15 protein-coding genes are annotated in these 16,548 nt (G+C 68.2%); 10 read left to right on the forward strand and 5 right to left on the reverse strand.

Annotated features, from left to right (window positions below):
- The first annotated feature begins 40 nt into the window (after positions 1–40).
- A complete protein-coding gene (locus tag AB0C30_RS38690; RefSeq protein WP_357953384.1) occupies positions 41–646 on the forward strand; it encodes a PepSY domain-containing protein in 606 nt (201 codons plus the stop codon).
- A 31-nt stretch (positions 647–677) separates the two neighbouring features.
- Here AB0C30_RS38690 and AB0C30_RS38695 read toward each other — a convergent pair whose 3' ends face one another.
- Positions 678–1,487: an IclR family transcriptional regulator gene (locus tag AB0C30_RS38695; RefSeq protein ID WP_357953386.1), complete on the reverse strand. Its 810-nt coding sequence runs from the start codon at positions 1,485–1,487 to the stop codon at positions 678–680.
- A gap of 293 nt (positions 1,488–1,780) precedes the next feature.
- On the opposite strand from AB0C30_RS38695, the gene AB0C30_RS38700 reads away from it, so the two are divergent.
- A complete protein-coding gene (locus AB0C30_RS38700) occupies positions 1,781–2,530 on the forward strand; it encodes a hypothetical protein (protein ID WP_357953388.1) in 750 nt (249 codons plus the stop codon).
- A gap of 89 nt (positions 2,531–2,619) precedes the next feature.
- Here the strand turns inward: AB0C30_RS38700 and AB0C30_RS38705 are convergent, their stop codons facing one another.
- Positions 2,620–3,966, reverse strand: coding sequence for a discoidin domain-containing protein (locus tag AB0C30_RS38705; protein WP_357953390.1), 1,347 nt, complete (start codon positions 3,964–3,966; stop codon positions 2,620–2,622).
- 429 nt (positions 3,967–4,395) lie between these two features.
- Here AB0C30_RS38705 and AB0C30_RS38710 point away from each other — a divergent pair, with 429 nt between their 5' ends.
- The 3 genes from AB0C30_RS38710 (at position 4,396) to menC (ending at position 8,966) form a co-directional block, all read left to right on the forward strand.
- The gene (locus AB0C30_RS38710) at positions 4,396–6,897 is read left to right on the forward strand and encodes a glycoside hydrolase family 3 C-terminal domain-containing protein (protein ID WP_357953392.1); all 2,502 of its coding nucleotides are present in this window, start codon (positions 4,396–4,398) and stop codon (positions 6,895–6,897) included.
- A gap of 207 nt (positions 6,898–7,104) precedes the next feature.
- Complete coding sequence (locus tag AB0C30_RS38715) at positions 7,105–7,869, forward strand: GNAT family N-acetyltransferase (RefSeq protein WP_357953394.1); 765 nt, start codon at positions 7,105–7,107, stop codon at positions 7,867–7,869.
- The gene (menC, locus tag AB0C30_RS38720; protein WP_357953395.1) at positions 7,866–8,966 is read left to right on the forward strand and encodes an o-succinylbenzoate synthase; all 1,101 of its coding nucleotides are present in this window, start codon (positions 7,866–7,868) and stop codon (positions 8,964–8,966) included. Before AB0C30_RS38715 ends, menC begins: the two co-directional genes overlap by 4 nt.
- 46 nt (positions 8,967–9,012) lie before the next feature.
- Here the strand turns inward: menC and AB0C30_RS38725 are convergent, their stop codons facing one another.
- Positions 9,013–9,177, reverse strand: a complete 165-nt coding sequence (locus AB0C30_RS38725; protein WP_357953397.1) for a hypothetical protein — start codon at positions 9,175–9,177, stop codon at positions 9,013–9,015.
- Positions 9,178–9,854: 677 nt separating this feature from the next.
- On the opposite strand from AB0C30_RS38725, the gene AB0C30_RS38730 reads away from it, so the two are divergent.
- The 5 genes from AB0C30_RS38730 (at position 9,855) to AB0C30_RS38750 (ending at position 14,291) form a co-directional block, all read left to right on the forward strand.
- Positions 9,855–9,986, forward strand: coding sequence for a hypothetical protein (locus AB0C30_RS38730; protein ID WP_357953399.1), 132 nt, complete (start codon positions 9,855–9,857; stop codon positions 9,984–9,986).
- A 57-nt stretch (positions 9,987–10,043) separates the two neighbouring features.
- Positions 10,044–10,484: a hypothetical protein gene (locus AB0C30_RS38735; RefSeq protein WP_357953426.1), complete on the forward strand. Its 441-nt coding sequence runs from the start codon at positions 10,044–10,046 to the stop codon at positions 10,482–10,484.
- A gap of 1,886 nt (positions 10,485–12,370) precedes the next feature.
- Positions 12,371–12,778 carry an AAA family ATPase gene (locus tag AB0C30_RS38740; RefSeq protein ID WP_357953402.1) on the forward strand — a complete coding sequence of 136 codons (408 nt, stop codon included), beginning with the start codon at positions 12,371–12,373 and terminating at the stop codon, positions 12,776–12,778.
- Between the two features lie 66 nt (positions 12,779–12,844).
- The gene (locus AB0C30_RS38745; protein WP_357953404.1) at positions 12,845–14,047 is read left to right on the forward strand and encodes an ISAs1 family transposase; all 1,203 of its coding nucleotides are present in this window, start codon (positions 12,845–12,847) and stop codon (positions 14,045–14,047) included.
- 13 nt (positions 14,048–14,060) lie between these two features.
- Positions 14,061–14,291 carry a hypothetical protein gene (locus tag AB0C30_RS38750; protein WP_357953406.1) on the forward strand — a complete coding sequence of 77 codons (231 nt, stop codon included), beginning with the start codon at positions 14,061–14,063 and terminating at the stop codon, positions 14,289–14,291.
- Positions 14,292–14,823: 532 nt separating this feature from the next.
- Here the strand turns inward: AB0C30_RS38750 and AB0C30_RS38755 are convergent.
- Positions 14,824–15,771, reverse strand: a complete 948-nt coding sequence (locus AB0C30_RS38755) for a hypothetical protein (RefSeq protein WP_357953407.1) — start codon at positions 15,769–15,771, stop codon at positions 14,824–14,826.
- On the reverse strand, positions 15,768–16,535 hold the full coding sequence (locus AB0C30_RS38760) for a hypothetical protein (protein WP_357953409.1): 768 nt from the start codon (positions 16,533–16,535) through the stop codon (positions 15,768–15,770). The genes AB0C30_RS38755 and AB0C30_RS38760 overlap by 4 nt, the downstream gene beginning before the upstream one ends.
- Between the last annotated feature and the right edge of the window lie 13 nt (positions 16,536–16,548).

The following is a 16,548-nucleotide window of genomic DNA, read 5'->3' on the forward strand; positions in this document are numbered from 1 at the left end:
CTGGGCGTGCCTTTATGGAGTTCCGGGCAGCGTCTTCAGCATGAATGGGAGAAACCGGTCAAAGACCATCATAGGCACCATCTTCGCCGGCTCGGCCTTGCTCGCGGCCGGGGCCTGCGCAGGCGCCCTCACCCAGTCCGGCACCATCAAGGCGGAGCCCGCGCGGGGCGTCATCCCCCTGCCCATGTCGACGCCGGGCGGTCCCCAGCAGGAACCCGGAGACATGGCGAGCCTCGAGAAGGCGGCCACCGCGGCCACGAACTCCGCCGAGGGCTCCCATGTCCTCTCGGTCCAGTCAGAGAACGACGGCAAGATCTGGGAGGTCCAACTGGCCGGCCCCGACGGCACCGAGCGACTGCTGGAAGTGGACGCGTCGGGAAAGGTGGTCTCGGAAGCCAGGTCCAAGGACACCGGCAAATATGAGAAGGCCAGGGTCATGGGGCTGATCAAGGACGCCAAGGTGACCTTCAAGGACGCGCTGGAGAAGGTGTCCTCCTCGGTGTCGCACGGCAAGATCACCCACATGAGTCTGGACAAGTACAACAACGACCTTCTCGTCTGGGATGTCGATGTCCTCAGCCCGGACGGCGCCTGGCAGGGGCTCAAGATCGACGCCAAGACCGGCACCGTGACCAAGAGCCACTAGAGGAGCCGGGTCCGGCGGGCAGCCGACGCCGCTACGGTGTTCCGGGATGCCGGAGGAGTTGCAGGCTGATACCGCGCGCGGCCGCCAGGACCGGGGGTACGACGCCGGGCATGGGCAAGCCCGGCAGTGGATCGTCGGCGCGTACGACGACGGAGAGCGCGGCCACCACCTCGTCGGCCGCGTCGCTCACGGGCGCGGCCACCGACACCGCGTCGAGGGTGACCTGCCGGTCGCTGACGGCGAAGCCGGTGCGCCGCACCTCGGCCAGTACGCGCCGCAGGGCGTCCGGGTCCACGATGGTCTTGCTGGTGAAGGCCGCCAGCGGCCTGCCCAGGTAGCGCTCCTGGAACGCCCGGGGCGCGTACGCGAGCAGCACCAGCCCGACGCCGGTGGCGTGCGCGGGCCATCGTCCGCCGACCCGGCTGTGCACGCCGACGGCGTCGTGGCTGGAGATCCGCTCGATGTACACGACGTCCAGCCCGTCGAGGACGGCGAGCTGGACGTGCTGACGGGTCGCCACGAAGAGGTCCTCGAGGTAGGGCATGGCCACCTCGCGCAGCCCCAGGCCGCGAGGTGCCAGTGCCGCGACCTCCCACAGGTGCAGGCCGATCTGGTAGCGGCCGTTACGGTCGCGTTCGAGCGCGCCCCATGTGACCAGCTCGCCGACCAGGCGGTGCGCCGTCGTCAGCGGCATCCTGGTCCGCCGGCTGATGTCGGACAGGGTCAGCCGGCGGCGTTCGCCGGAGAACGCGTCCAGAACACTGAGGACCCGGCTGGCCACCGACCGTGCGGGATCCGGTTGCCTGGACGGGCTTGCCATCGTTGCTGTGGTCATGGTCATGGGCAGCGCCTCCGACCGTCGATCGCGCTTCGAGTACGCCGGGTCCCGGCCTCACCATTTCGTTGAATGTTGTTTGCGGCAACGTAATCCCGGGAGGCGAGACGGGTCTAGCCCTATTTCCGGGCTAATTTGTTGCCTTTGATAACAATCTAGAAACACGCCCGTCACGCCCGCGGGTCAGTACGACCCGCCAGCCGCTGACGCTTCCCGGCTTGAATTCCCCCGCACGGGGGAGGTTTTTCGCCCAGGAGAGGGAGATCGCCAGCGGATGGTGGGCACTACCGTCGGCGGCCATGAGATCACGTACGCGCCCGGCGCTACTGGGCGCAGGCTGGGCAGGCGCGGCGGCGCTCACGCTGGTGGCGCCGGGAAACCTGGTCATGCGGCTGGCGTTCGGCAAGCTCGGTGATCCTGCGCTCGTCTGGCAGATACTGCTGGCCGCGCTGGGGTTGCTGCTCGCGCTGACCACCACCCGCTACGGCATGCGTACCGCCCCACGCACACGCGAGCGCCGGGCCGATGGGACGATCCGTCCCGCGCTCTGGGCCAAGGTGGTGACCTGGGTGGCGGCCGGCGTGCCGGTGCTGGGCTTCTCGGTTCCGCACCTGCTGTGGGGGCTGGGCGTACCGTTTGGCGTGGCGGCGGACTCCCGCTCCCTCCTGACAGGGCTGGGCGGCTCGGCGGTGTTCTGGGGCTTGCTCGTCGCCGGACCGGCCGCCGGGGGCCTGCTCACATTGGGGCTGATCGGCCGATGGGGCCAAGTCGTCCCGGGATGGGTGCCGTTCGCGGGGCGGCGGCGGGTACCGCGTGGCCTGGCGGTCGTTCCGGCCGCGGTGGTGGGTCTGCTCGTCGGCCAGTACGGGGCGATGATGACCAAATGCCTGGCGTTCGGCATCACCCGCACGTGCGCGCCCGACGGCGGTGCCATGGTCCTCGACGGGAGCTGGGGATTCGCGGGGACCTATCCGGTCTTCCTGGCCTGGGGCGTGTTCCTGCTCGCCGCCACCGTGGGTTACCTCCACACCACTGGGCAAAGAGCCTGACAGCCGGGCATGGCGGCCGATGTCGCCATGCCCGGCTGTCGAGGCGCGCCGGGCGGACAGATATCCACGCCCGGCTCGAAGCCAACCGGTCAGAAGGGGCAGGTGTCCATCCACTGGGTCACCAGTGAGGTGTTGGTCCGGTCGGCGTCACGCGGGGTGCCGCACAGGAACGGCGTGAAGCGCGCGTCGCTGCGCAGCCAGCGGCTGAAGAACGACACGATCCACTTGCCCTGCTTGGCCTTGTTGCCGTTGCCGGTCATCGGGCAGAGGTGGTCGCCAGGAACCTCGATGTAGAGCTTCTCGGCCCGGGTCATGCTGTTGTACCAGGGCTTGGCGTAGGTGTTGCCGGGTGCGGCGACGTCGCTCGCGCAGGTCAGGAAGAAGGTCGGCTTGTTGACGGCGGCGAAGTTGGGGCTCTGGTGGTAGGGGGCGAGGGGTACGCCCGCCGTGAACCGGCTGTCGTCACGCAGCGCCACCATCGTGCCGCCTCCGCCCATGGAGTGGCCGGACACGCCGAGGGTGCCGTTCAGTTTGCCCGAGAGGGGGTTGCCCGTGGCGTTGCCGAGGTTGAGCAACTGGGTGCCGGCCGCCCTGATCTCCGTGCCACGCTGGTCGGGGGTGTCGCTCAGGGTGTTGGTGTCGACGTTGATGACCACGAAGCCCCAGGACGCCAGACGCGGGCCGAGCCAGCTCAGGTTCGCCTGTGTGCCCTGGTAGCCCGGCATCAGGACGATGCCCGGATACGAGCCACTGGTCGTCGGGTACGTGACGGTGCCGGCCTTGTAGCCGCTGGGGTTCGGAACCGTGTACGTCGCGGTGGCCAACGGTCCGTTGGTCGCCTCCAGCGACTGGATCGTGGGGTCGGGGATGGTGCCGCCCGGTGGCGGCGTGGTGCCGCCCGACGTGCCGTAGACCTGGAACTCCCACAGGGAGTAGCCATAGGCGGTCCCCCGCGCCGTCCCGAGCAGCCGTACGTACCGGCCGCTTCCGGCCACGGTGAGAGATTGCAGCCCGCCGGTGCCGCTGGTGGTCGTGTAGACGGTGGTCCAGGCCGAACCGTCGGCGGAGGTCTGGATCTGGAAGGCCCGGCCGTAGGCGGCCTCCCAGTTCAGCACGACCTGGGTGATGGTGGCGGTGGCGCCGAGGTCGACCCGCAGCCATTGGGGGTCGCTGAAGGCGCTGGCCCAGCGGGTGGCGGCATTGCCGTCCACTGCCGCCGAGGCCGGCGTGGTGGCGTTCTCGGTGGATGACGCGGTCGCCGGTTTGCCCTGGGACAGCAGCTCGGCGGCGGCGACCTGGGCAGTGGCGGCGGCCCGGGCGGCGACCGCGCCACCTGCGAGCGCGGTCGCCAGGGCGACGATCACCGCGACGCACGCCGCCCACCACGGGGCGCGGCCCAGCGGTCGCCCGCCGGCTGGATTGAGGGGGAATCTCATGGTCTTACCTCTCCGGAACGAAGACGGCGGGCATGGCCCCGCCGCCACGAGGACGACACGAGGACACGACAGGAGGACAGGACAGGAGGACAGGACACGAGGCAGGAAGGGACGCGGCTCTGAGCGGAGCCGGTGGTGGGGCTGCTCCTTGGAGCACATCCATCGATGAATGCCGAGCTGCTGAAACATATGCGGCGATCTACGGCCCGGGAAGCGCTCTAACCGCTGAACGGAAGATAAATGACTTTGTCTCCGCTTTGGCGGGCGACCTCAGCGAACGTCTTCCGGACGATGGAAGTGGTCCTTGTCGCATATTCAGCTTGGCCATATGTTGTCGGGCGCAACATATATCGAAGATCCTCATTGACGCGTCCCAGCTCAGGTCACGGTCCGCGGACCCTGGCCATCCCCTGAGAGAGGACCTGGCACATGCCCCGACGACTCCATAGAGCGACCGCCCTGGCGGCCGCCGCCCTCCTCACGCTGGCAGGTGTCGCCCAGTCGCCACCGGCGGCCGGTGCCAGCGATCCCTCGCCCCTGAGCGCCTCGTACGGGCCCGAGCAGCGTGCCGAACGCATGCTGGCCCGCATGACCCTCGACGAGAAGATCGCCATGCTGCACGGCGTCGGCTTCGAGTTCGGTAAGGGGTACGCCGGGCGGATCCCCGGCAACACCCGGCTGGGCATTCCCGCGATCTACCTGGCCGACGGCCCCAACGGGGTCGCCAACGGGAGCACGGGCATCACCGCCTTCCCCGCCGCCATCAACGGCTCGGCCACCTGGGACACCGCGCTCATGCGGCGCTACGGCGAGGCGGTCGGCGCCGAACAGGCCGGCAAGGGGCACAACGTCGCCCTGGCGCCGACGATCAACATCGTGCGCTCGCCGCGCTGGGGCCGTACCTTCGAGACCTTCAGCGAGGACCCCTACCTCACCGCGCGGATGGCCACCGAGCAGGTGAAAGGGGTCCAGAGCCAGGGCGTCATAGCGATGCCCAAGCACTTCGCGGCCAACAACCAGGAGACCGACCGTGGCAAGGTCGACGTCCGGGTCTCCGAGCGGGCGCTCAACGAGATCTACTATCCGGGCTTCCGCGCGGCCGTGCGGGACGGCGGGGCCAGGTCCGTCATGTGCGCGTACCCCAAGGTCAACGGCACCTACGCCTGCGAGAACGGCGACCTGCTGCGCGGCGCGCTCAAGGACGCGATGGCGTTCACCGGGTTCGTGGTGTCGGACTGGGGCGCCACCCACAGCACGGTCGCCTCGGCCGACGCCGGGCTGGACGTGGAGATGCCGGGATCGACGTACTTCGGCGACGCGCTGAAGCAGGCGGTGGCGGCCGGCCAGGTCACGGTCGCGGCCATCGACGACAAGGTCCGCCGCATTCTCAGCGCGATGTACCGGACCGGCCTGTTCGACCGTGACTACACGCCACGCGACGAGGTGTCCACGCCCGCGCATCGGGAGCTGGCCCGGGCCCTGGCCGAGCAGGGCATGGTGCTGCTCAAGAACGAGCGCGGCGTACTGCCGCTGAACAAGGCGAGGTCGCTGGCGGTGATCGGCGACGCGGCCGGCGACCACGCGACCTTCTACGGCGGCGGCTCGGCCGCGCTGCAGCCGTCCACCACCGTGAGCCCGCTGGCCGGTCTGACCGCGCGGGCCGGCGGCGGCGTCACCCTGAACCAGGCCCGCGGCACGCTCGGCACCGGCGCCCTGCCCGTGCTCTCCGGCGACCTGCTGCGGCCCGCGTCGGGCGACGGGCCGGGACTGACCGCCACCTACTACCCCGCTCCCGACTTCACCGGCGACCCCGTGCTCACGCGGGTCGAGCCCTCGGTGAGCTTCTCCACGGCGCCCAGCGGCGTCACCGGCACCTGGTCGGCTCGGTGGACCGGCACGCTGACTCCGCCCAAGACCGGCGGCTACCGCTTCTCCCTCAACGGCTCGGGGCAGGCCCGGCTCTACATCGATGGCAAGCTCGTCGCCGCGAACCACACCGAGTTCGGCGGCATCGCCCACGGGCTGGCCGACCTGACAGCCGGACGGACCGTCTCGATCAAGCTCGAGTACTCCACCGCGGGCTCCCTCTTCGGCGCCGCCCTGCAACTCGGCTGGGCCGCGCCCGACCCGGCGCTGCCGGCCGAGGCCGTCGCCGCCGCCCGGCGCTCCGACGTCGCGCTCGTCTTCGTCAACGACGCCATCAGCGAGGGCGCCGACCGCGACTCCCTCGCCCTGCCCGGCGACCAGGATCAGCTCATCGAGGCCGTCGCCGCGGCCAACCCGCGAACCGTGGTCGTGCTCAACACCGGCGCGCCGTCGCTGATGCCGTGGCTGAACCGGGTGGCCGGGGTGCTCCAGGCGTGGTACCCAGGTCAGGAGTACGGCAACGCGGTCGCGGCCGTGCTGTTCGGCGACGTCAACCCGTCCGGGAAGCTGCCGGTGACCTTCCCCGCCGACGACCGGCAGGGCCCGGACGTCGCGTACGGCTTCCCCGGCGACGGCACCACGGTCCGCTACGACGAGGGCCTGAACGTCGGCTACCGCTGGTACGACGCCCGGCGCCGGCGCCCGTTGTTCCCCTTCGGCCATGGCCTGTCCTACACCAGCTTCGCGTACGACAATCTGCGGGCCGACAGCCACGCCGTACGCGTCCGGGTCACCAACACCGGAGCCCGCGCCGGAGCCGAGACCGCCCAGCTCTACCTCGGCTTCCCCAGCGCGGCGGGCGAACCTCCCCAGCAGCTCAAGGGCTTCCAGAAGGTGTGGTTGCGGCCGGGGCAGAGCACCGTGGTCACCTTCCCGCTCGACAGCGCCGCGCTGTCCAGCTGGAGCCCGGCCGCGAAACGCTGGGTCGCATCCCACGGCGTCTTCACCGCCGCGGTGGGCGCGTCGTCCCGCGATCTGCGCGTGACCGGTCAGTTCCGCGGCTGACCCGCGCGACCGATCGGTTGCGCGGCTGACCCCCGCTGTCCTCAAGCCGTCGGCAGCGCGAACTCCACCGGAGCACTCGCGCTGCCGAGCCATGCCGTAGGGCGCGGCGACGAAGAACCCTCCCGTCTTGGTGAACCGGCACGAATCGGCCGCCCTCACTGTGGCGTACGGTCGCGGGTGACATCGACTACTCGGAGGGCCGGCAGGTTGATCGCGGTCAGGGAACTACACGAGATCGCGGAGTTCGAGGAACTGTTCGCGCTGTTCGACGGCATCTGGCGGTTCGACCAGGGCGGGCAGCCGATCACGGTCGAGCTGATGCGGGCGCTGTCGCACGCGGGCGGGTACGTCGCGGGCGCCTTCGACGGCGACCGGATGGCCGGCGGGTCCGTCGGGTTCCTCGCGGCGGGCAACGCGCTGCACTCCCACATCACCGGCGCCTCCGCCGGACGCGGCATCGGGTTCGAGATCAAGCTGCACCAGCGCCGGTGGGCGCTGGAGCGCGAGCTGGGCCGGGTCACCTGGACCTACGATCCGCTGGTACGCCGCAACGCCCATTTCAACCTGGCCAAGCTGGGCGCCCGGCCGCGCGAATACCTGCCCGGCTTCTACGGCATCATGGACGACGAGATCAACCAGGGCGACGAGTCCGACCGGATGCTGGCCGTCTGGGAGCTGTCCGCGCCGCATGTCGAGGCCCTGGCCAGGCGCGAGCCGTGGCCGGTCCACGTGCCGGGCGACGCGGTGGTGGGCCTGGCCGACGACGGGGACCGGCCGGTGCCGGGCCGCACGGACGCCGCGGTCGTGCTGGTGGCCGCGCCTCCGGACATCGAGGGGTTGCGCCGGGCCGACCCGGGAACGGCCAAGGCATGGCGGCATGCCATGCGGGACGTCCTGGGCGGCCTGATCGCCGAAGGCCGCGTCATCACCGGGTTCCATCAGAAGTCCTTTTACGTAGTGGAGAAAGCGTGAAGATCACCGGAGTTGAGCTGCGGCGGATCGCGATGCCGCTGGTGGCGCCGTTCCGCACCTCGTTCGGCACCGAGACGGCCCGCGACGTGCTGCTGGTGCGGGTCGTGACGCCCGACGCCGAGGGCTGGGGCGAGTGCGTGGCCATGTCGGAGCCGCTCTACTCCCCCGAGTACGTCGACGGCGCGGCCGAGGTGATCCGGCGCTTCCTGCTGCCCGCCCTGCCCCGCACCCTCGACGCGAACGCCGTCGGCCGGGCACTGGAGCCGATCAAGGGGCACCGGATGGCCAAGGCCGCCCTGGAGACGGCCGTGCTGGACGCCCAGCTCAGGGCGGCGGGCGAGTCGTTCGGCCGGTTCCTCGGCGCGGCCCGTGACCGGGTGCCGTGCGGGGTCTCCGTCGGCATCATGGACTCGATCCCGCAGCTGCTCGACGCCGTCGAGGGCTACCTCGACGAGGGGTACGTGCGGATCAAGCTGAAGATCGAGCCCGGCTGGGACGTGGAGCCGGTCAGGGCGGTGCGCGAGCGGTTCGGCGACGACGTTCTCCTCCAGGTCGACGCGAACGCCGCCTACACCCTCGTCGACGCCCGCCAGCTGGCCAAACTGGACGACTTCGGCCTGCTGCTCATCGAGCAGCCCCTGGCCAACGACGACTTCGTCCAGCACGCCAAGCTGGCCAAGCAGCTGCGGACGCCGATCTGCCTGGACGAGTCGATCGAGTCGGTCGAGCACGCCGCCGCCGCCATCGCGCTGGGCTCGTGCTCGATCGTCAACGTCAAACCCGGCCGGATCGGCGGCTACCTGGAGGCCCGCCGCATCCACGACCTGTGCCGGGCGAACGGGATCGCGGTGTGGTGCGGCGGCATGCTGGAGACCGGGCTCGGCCGGGCCGCGAACGTGGCGCTGGCCGCGCTGCCCGGGTTCACGCTGCCGGGCGACACCTCGGCCTCGCGCCGCTACTTCGCCACCGACATCACCGAGCCGTTCGAGCTGAGCGACGGCCACCTGGCGGTGCCGACCGGGCCGGGGCTGGGCGTCGCGCCCATTCCGGCCGTGCTCGACGAGGTCACCACCGCCACCGAGTGGATCACTCTCTGAGCCCTCCGAGCCCCCTAAGCCCTCCGATAAGCCCTCCGGTGAGCACTCAGGTGAGCCGGAGCACCGCCTCCAGCAGGGCGCGCGCGTAGTCGTGGGCGGGCTCGCCGACCACCCGCTCCGTGGGCCCGGACTCCACGACGCGCCCCTGGTGCATGACCGCGACCACGTCGGAGACGTACCGGACGTGAGGCGTGACGTTCCTGCCCCGCATACCGGGGGACCACGGACTGACCGTGGTCGCGTTATCTGGGGTCCTTGACCTTTCCTCGCAGGTCAGAGATGAGGTGAGCTTTTCAGGCACGTAAGGCACGTAAGGCACGTTGACCGATCTTGAAGGCATGTTGCATCGATAGCGTGGCCAGGCGTTTTGGCCGATCGCGCGATGGCGGCAGAGGTCGATACCGGCGCACGGGTTGGCCAAGGGTGCGGCCGTCGGGGCCGAACGCCAGCCCATACTCCACGCCGACGTGGCCGATGAGCCGCAGCGCCGGCGAGGCGGCGGGTTGCGGTGTTCCGCGGGACCGCATTGCTATGGGCTTGACTGCGCACCGCTCCTGAACTGGGCAAACTCCCTCAGCGCACCCCCGTGTCGGTTGAACCCTGAGGGGAGCATCATGGCTACGCTTCGCACTGCTGGCCCCATGCTGGCACTGGCCGTCGACTACCTGCCCGAGCCGTCGACTCGGCGCGGGGATGCCTTTTATGAGCCGAAGTATGACGGCTACAGGGTGTTCGACGACGACATGGTCGCTTATGCACGCAGCCTGCGTGAGCGCGGGGTCCCGGTGCCGGAGATCGCATCCAACCTGGTCATCTCCACGGGCAAGAACAAGGGGCGTCACCCGTCGTTGGCCAGCGTCTACCGGGCGCTGGCCGAGGGCGCCGGGCATGTCCGGCCGGATATGGCCAGGACCCCACCTCGCCCAGCACAACAACCCCGCCGACGCGGTCATGGCCGCAGCCCACGAACTGGGCATCGAACCGGCCGCCGCCCTCAAACTCGCCGCCCTGGCCGGATAAACCGCCCACGCCCCACAATGCTCGGCGCTTCCCCCATCGAGGCGGAACGTTCCTGAGCTGTCGTGGCGTTACCTCAACCACCCCTGCGACGTCGTTTCCGTCGGGCAGCAGGTCACCGCCGAGATTCTTGATGTGGATATCGAGCGCGGGCGGGTGTCGCTGTCGCTGAAGGCGCTGCAGGATGATCCGTTGACTGAGTTCGCGCGGAAGGTCGGCTCGCTTCTCAGCGGGCCGGTCACCAAAATCGTGCCGTTCGGGGTCTTCGTTCGCGTGGAGGACAGAGACGATGGCTTTGAGGATCTCGTGCAGAACGAAGAGCTCTCAGGCAATGAGGTGGAGGTGGGCGACATCCTCTCGGTGAGGATCGATCTCGTCGACCTTCCCCGGCGGCAGCCGGCTCGGGTCATCATTTGTCGGGGGCGGAACCTGTTCCTTTCGGCCCCAGACGTCTGCGCGGTTCGAGGTTCCCACCGTGTGCGGCTTCCAAGGCCCGTTTGAGTGCGGTGATTTCGTCGCGGTGACAGCGCTTGAGGTCGGCGAGTTGGGTGGTGAGGGTGCGGACCACGCTGCTGGGCTGGTCAGGGTCGACTTGCTGAGATCGGGTTGCGTGGCGTTCCTCGCTGCTGGTCACGGAGCTGTTCGACGCGGCGGCGTATCTCGGCGTTGCCGTAGAGGAAGTCGAGCGAGACGCCCACGGTCTGGGCCAGGGCGCGGAAGGGCCACCGCGGCGGATCATGTCGCGGAGGCCGTGTTCGGCGCGGGTCTTGGCGGCGGCGCTCTTGGCCGCGGCGGCGGCACGAAGGTTGTCGGGGTTGCCCCGGCACATGGTCGCGTTTCCTGGTCGCCGGTGATGGCGTCGGTGCGGGCGTCGACTCCGGCGCTGCGGACAGCTTGAACGTCTTCTGACGTTCGGTGTATGCGGGGTTGGTGCGCGCGAGCACACACGGGCACGCAACCACTAGACGAAAATTCCAGAACGCATCCGATCCCGCATAACCGCAGGCCAGACCATGATCAAAGCGCGCCCTGCAGGATTCGAACCTGCAACCGTCGGATTAGGCAGTCGAAGTCCACAGAACTCGTGCGCGATCCCTACCGAAGTTTGAGACAAGGCATTGGTACATGTTCAGCAAAATTGGCAACGCACTGCTTTCGATAAATCAAGTATTGGCCGCCAAGGCGATCGAACATAAAGACTAGATCAAGCTTCGTCTCGACTCGTCTTGAAAGCGCAGACATCGGAGTTGCGAGCACTGCGACCATCGGATTAGAAGCAAGATCCTTTAGTGTCGCGGGGTGTCATTTGAGGGTAGTTCATACCGCCTCCGCGCACATTGCGTGTCGGGCGATGCCGGGCCCTGACGATGCGTGACGGGGCGTGCGAGCACGCACCGAGCACGGTGGTCACCCTATTCGATCATTGCATCGTGCCCCATCTGATCGAGTTCCGTACACAAGAGCACGGGACAACACATAGAGACGATAAGCGCTGTGCTCGATACGTGCTCCAACCTCCTGAACGGCTCGTCAGGTGGCCCCCTTGGGCAGAAGACTAGCTTGCGACCTGCTCGGAGACGGACTCCGGGTCACCGACAGTGAGCACGCCAGCATCATGATTGCCACCGCTCCGCCCAGCGCAGCCACCTGCGGACAGCCTGGGCTTGTTGGGGATTGAGGTACGGAGGCCCGGCTTGCAATGCGTCCCCGCGGACGGCGCGCTCGACCTGGCCGGCCTCTTTCCCGTCGCGGCAGATCAGATACCGGTAGCCGAGATGCTCATGAACGTAGGTTTTGTCAGCTGGTCCAGGCTGAGGCGGCCAAGGCCAATGTCGGCCTGCTGCTCGGGTGTGAGAGCGGGGATGACGAAGCGGTCGCAGACGTAAATGTTGAACTGGTCCCCCGAGCGTCTCCCCGACGCGTGCGCCTTCTGCCGTGTCCACAACCCCAGCGGCTTCTAAATGTGGCTGGGTTCGGCCACCAGGTGCTCCTGCTTCCGACCTCGCCCGCTCATCCCGACGCACAGGAACACACCTCCTCGCCACACGGTGTACACCCCGGCAGTCAGAAGAGGAATCTGGTCGTTCGGTCACTCGGAGAACTTAACAGTGGCCCCTCCTGCAACTCGTTCACCGCCCGAAGGTAAAACTCCGCCGCACGATACACATACGCCCATTCCGCCCTGATCGTGATCGGCGGCATCACCGCAGCTCATTCCACGGCCTTGGTGGCTGCGGCGTCATCATCGGTGTACCAGCAGCCTCGATTGCCACCTGAGGCACTCTGGCCTCCTCAGTCCCTGCTTCATCGCGAGCTTCTATACTTCTCGTAAGCACCAGCTATTCAGGGGCAGCCAAAACGGCCAAGCAGGGACATCCAGGACAAAGATGCGACTCGTATGTGCCAAAGTAACGAACTTCCGCGCCCTCGAAGAGGTGAAGATTCGCATCGATGATGCGACTACACTCATCGTCGGAAGGAACAACAGCGGTAAGACTTCCTTCGTCGAGCTCTTCGAGAGGTTCTTTGGCAGCGAGCGGCCACGTTTCACGCTGGACGACTTACCGACCTCCCAGATCGATGCCATTAAGCGTGCTGTCCGCACCTACCGCCAGGTAGAGCGCTTCAAGGCAGATCCGGTACAGGCCAGAACGCTGACCGACAAAGCGATCAAGCTACTGCCGAAGATCCTCCTCCGACTCACCATCGCCTCAGGGCCGAAGCGTTCTCGGTTGGTGGGCGCCTGCGGGCATGACGTTGCTGGGTGGTTGAAGGGCACCCCTGAGCACGAATGACAAACGCGACCCCCGATGATCGTCGGTTGTCTAAGCCAGTCGATCAAGAACAGGGGCCGCGTTCGCGTGCCATCATCCCCGATCGACGTGCTCGCCCGCCACCTGGAGCACGTCACCGTCGCCGACCCACTGACCGACCTGCCCGATCTGCCCACCCTGGCCGAGGTCCTGGACACGTTGCCCGACCCGCGCTGCCGCCGAGGACGCCGCTACCGACTCGGCCCGCTGCTGGCGTTATCCCTGCTCGCCGTACTCGGCGGCGCAACCTCCCTGGCGAAGATCGCCCGGTTCATCTCCGGATACGACCCCGACCTGCGCGCCCGCGCCGGTCTGCCCGGCACGGTACGGCTGGCCGCCAGCACCCTGGGACGCCTGCTCGCCCGCCTGGACGGCGACGCCTTCGACACCGCCACCTGCACCTACCTGGCCTCGCTCGCTGTCTGTGCCCCTCCCGCCACCGCAGACGGCCAGCCCTCAAACCGGACCGAGCTCGCCGGCCTGGCCGTAGACGGCAAGACCCTGCGCGGCAGCCGCACCCCAGACGGTACGGTGCACCTGCTGGCCGCCACCCGCCACGACACTCAGATCGTCGTGGCCCAGCGGCAGGTCGAGACCAAGAGCAACGAGATCCCCACGTTCGCGCCCCTGCTGTCGGAGCTGGATCTGACTGGCCTGGTGATCACCGCCGATGCCCTGCACACCCAGCATGCCCACGCCCAGCACATCGTCCAGGCACAAGGCCACTACTTGTTCACCGTCAAAGCCAACCAGCCCACGCTGCTGACCCGACTCAAGGCCCTGCCCTGGCACGAAGCGATCCTCAACGACCGCACCGACGAGACCGGACACGGCCGCCGCGAGATCCGCCGCATGAAGATCTGCACCGTCCGTCCCGGCCTGCCCTTCCCGCATGCCACCCAGGCCATCCAGGTCAAACGCCGCCGCACCGACCACAAGACCGGCAAGACCACCATCGTGACCATCTACGCCGTCACCAGCCTCCCGCCGGGCCGGATCACTCACGCCCAGCTCGCCGCGCTGATCCGCGGCCACTGGAGCATCGAAGCGCTGCACCACATCCGTGACGTCACCTACCGCGAGGACGCCTCCCGCGTCCGGACCGGCACCGCACCCCGCATCATGGCCGGTCTCCGCAACCTGGCCATCGGCCTAGCCCGCCTGATCGGCTGGACCAACATCGCCGCCGCCACCGACCACTACCGCAGCCACCCCGCCGACGGCCTTCAGCTACTCGGTTTCACAACATGAGAACGCTTCGGCCTTGACCATCGCCTACCGGGAAGACGAAGACCTCTCAGCGATCAGCGCGGTCATCGTCGACCTGTCCGAAGACTGCCACGAGGCCGAGATCGAGGCGCGGGTCGAGGTACGGAGCGCTCTGGATTTCCTCAGCACCGCCGCCAAAGCGAAGGCCGACGACAAGCAGCTCGCAAAGTATTTTCTGCGCTACTTCCACGCGACGTTTCATGCCATTGGCACAGGCCCGGCGTAGGGAACCGAGCTTCCTATCGAGCGCGTCATCGGAAGACGTGGATGCAAAGCCCTAATCATCTTCTGGGGCGGCCATGGCATCACCGATCCAGAAGGACGTCTCCGCCTTTTCACAAGTGACGCGAGCAACGAGGTACCGCACAACATCGACATCGACATCGACAACCTGATGCTCGCTCTGCGCTCATCGGCTTCCGAGCCGATCGACCGACAGATTCTGATCATCGATGCTTGCCGCCGATACGTCCACAACCGTCAGCTGCGTCGGGGTCTGCCAGCGCGCTTGCTCCCGGTCGGGGAGCTGATCCAGCGAGACCAGTTCGCGCTCTGCGCCACCCGCGAGGGCGATCTCGCCATGAATACCAGCGCCGGGACGGGTCAGCTGTCCTCAGTGCTGCTTCGCGAACTACCGGCCAGCCCGGGATTGTTGCCCGATATGGCTCGCCTCGCTCCAGGCGCGCCGCTCCAGCGCCCACTGGCCCCAGTTCTGGGCGGCCGCCAGGATGTCCTCCGCGTTGGTCCGCCAGTCGGTCTCACAGCAGCGGCGATAGAAATCGCACCGCTTCCGCGGACTCACCGGCGCCGAAGCGCAGTGTGGTCGCGAGGTTGTTGAGCCAGCTGACGAGGTCGGTGGAACTCGGGGGCGTCACCTCCACGGCCTCCCGCAGGCAGGTGATCGCCCGTGCGTAGTCGTCTTCGGAGTTCAGCACGGCCGACTTGTCCAGGAGTACGTTGCCCAGGTTAGTGAGGACCTTCGGCCGCAGCCAGGATCCGGTGCTGAGCTCGGCGGCCCGCTCGTAGGCGGCGATGGCGAGGAGCAGGGCGGTGATCTCGATCGCCGGTTCGCCGTCTGCCGCGAGGTCCTGTGCGGCCAGATGTTCGTACCTCATCCGGCGGGCGTTGCCCAGATTGATGAGGTGACCTGGGAACTCCTCGTCGCCTTTGGGGGTGTTCTCCAGCGCCGCCTCTGCCGCCTCCGCCGCCTGGATGGCGGTGTCCAGCGCATCGGACCGCCGGCTGCGCTCGTACCAGTTGATGAGCAGCGTCGAGAGGTTGGAGTAGGCGCGGGCTGTGTCGGACGAGCCGGGCTCCATGTACTCCAGGGACTCGGTGAGCAGATCGAATGCCGTGTCGAGGTCGTACAAGTCACCTGACCGGTCGTAGCGGTCGGAGAGGAAGACTCCGAGATTACCCAGGTAGGTGATCCGGTCCGGGGATTCGGAAGGTGTGCTGCGCACGGCTTTCCAGCCGGTCTCGATGGTCTCGTCCAGATCCCGCTCCGTGCCGGTGCGCTCGTACCTGTCCGACAGGCCCACCGCGAGGTTGGACAGGTACGCGGCCCGCCTCGGGTCATCGGCGGGTGCCTCGGCGACGGCGGACCGGAAGAGCTCGACGGCTTGGTCGAGCAGGGTGAGATCCCCCGTGGCCAGGTACGTCCGGTGCAGGTCCGCGCCCCTGTCGTTGCGCTTGTCCTCGGTCATCGGCCCGGAGGGAGGTCCTGCCGGTACCGGCGGGTGCCGAACAGGAACGCGGACTGCGGACCGATGAGGGAATCGCCGTGCCGCCCGTCGATGATCTCCTGTGCGGAGACCATGATGACCCGCTGCTCGGCCGGATCCTCGGCGAGTTCGGTGAGCCGGCGCAGTGTCCGCCAGGCGGCCTCGTCGGCGATGACCGCCTCCTGGACCTCGAACACCCGCAGTTGCCGGAAGTCCTTACCCGGCACCTTCCTGGGCGGCTCGATCACCCTGCGAACCGGTTTGAAGGTCAGGTCGGCCACGCCCGGGGCGAGTTCGGCGTGTCCGACTTCCTTGAGCTCTTCTGTGAGCTCCCTGCGCAGGCATTCGACCACGGACTCGCGGTCGGCGCCCCTGTCGAACCAGCGCAGAAAGGGCGCGAGGGCGCTGCCGGGCAGGAAGCCCCGCAGGTCCGATAACGTCACGTCGCGGTGCTCCGCACGGCGATCAGCGCGGAAGGAGAGCCGGTCGAGCGTGGTCGTCCCTTCGGGATGGAACTTGAACACCCCGCCCGGCGGCCCGTAGGAGCCCGGCGTGTACGGCGTGTGGAATAGCACGTAGCGATCGTCCCGGCCGATCCGCAGCAGCGCGCTCATCGACACCCGGACCGTCACCCAGGGCCGCAGTGCCACCGACAGAGCCGGAAGGACCTCCCGGTTGCGCCACGCGAGAGCCGCGACGGCGATGAGGAAACTGGCGATGAGGCTGGAGACGATGCCACTGACCATGCGGACTCCGGCT

The organism is Nonomuraea sp. NPDC048901, from assembly GCF_040649695.1.
GTDB lineage: Bacteria > Actinomycetota > Actinomycetes > Streptosporangiales > Streptosporangiaceae > Nonomuraea.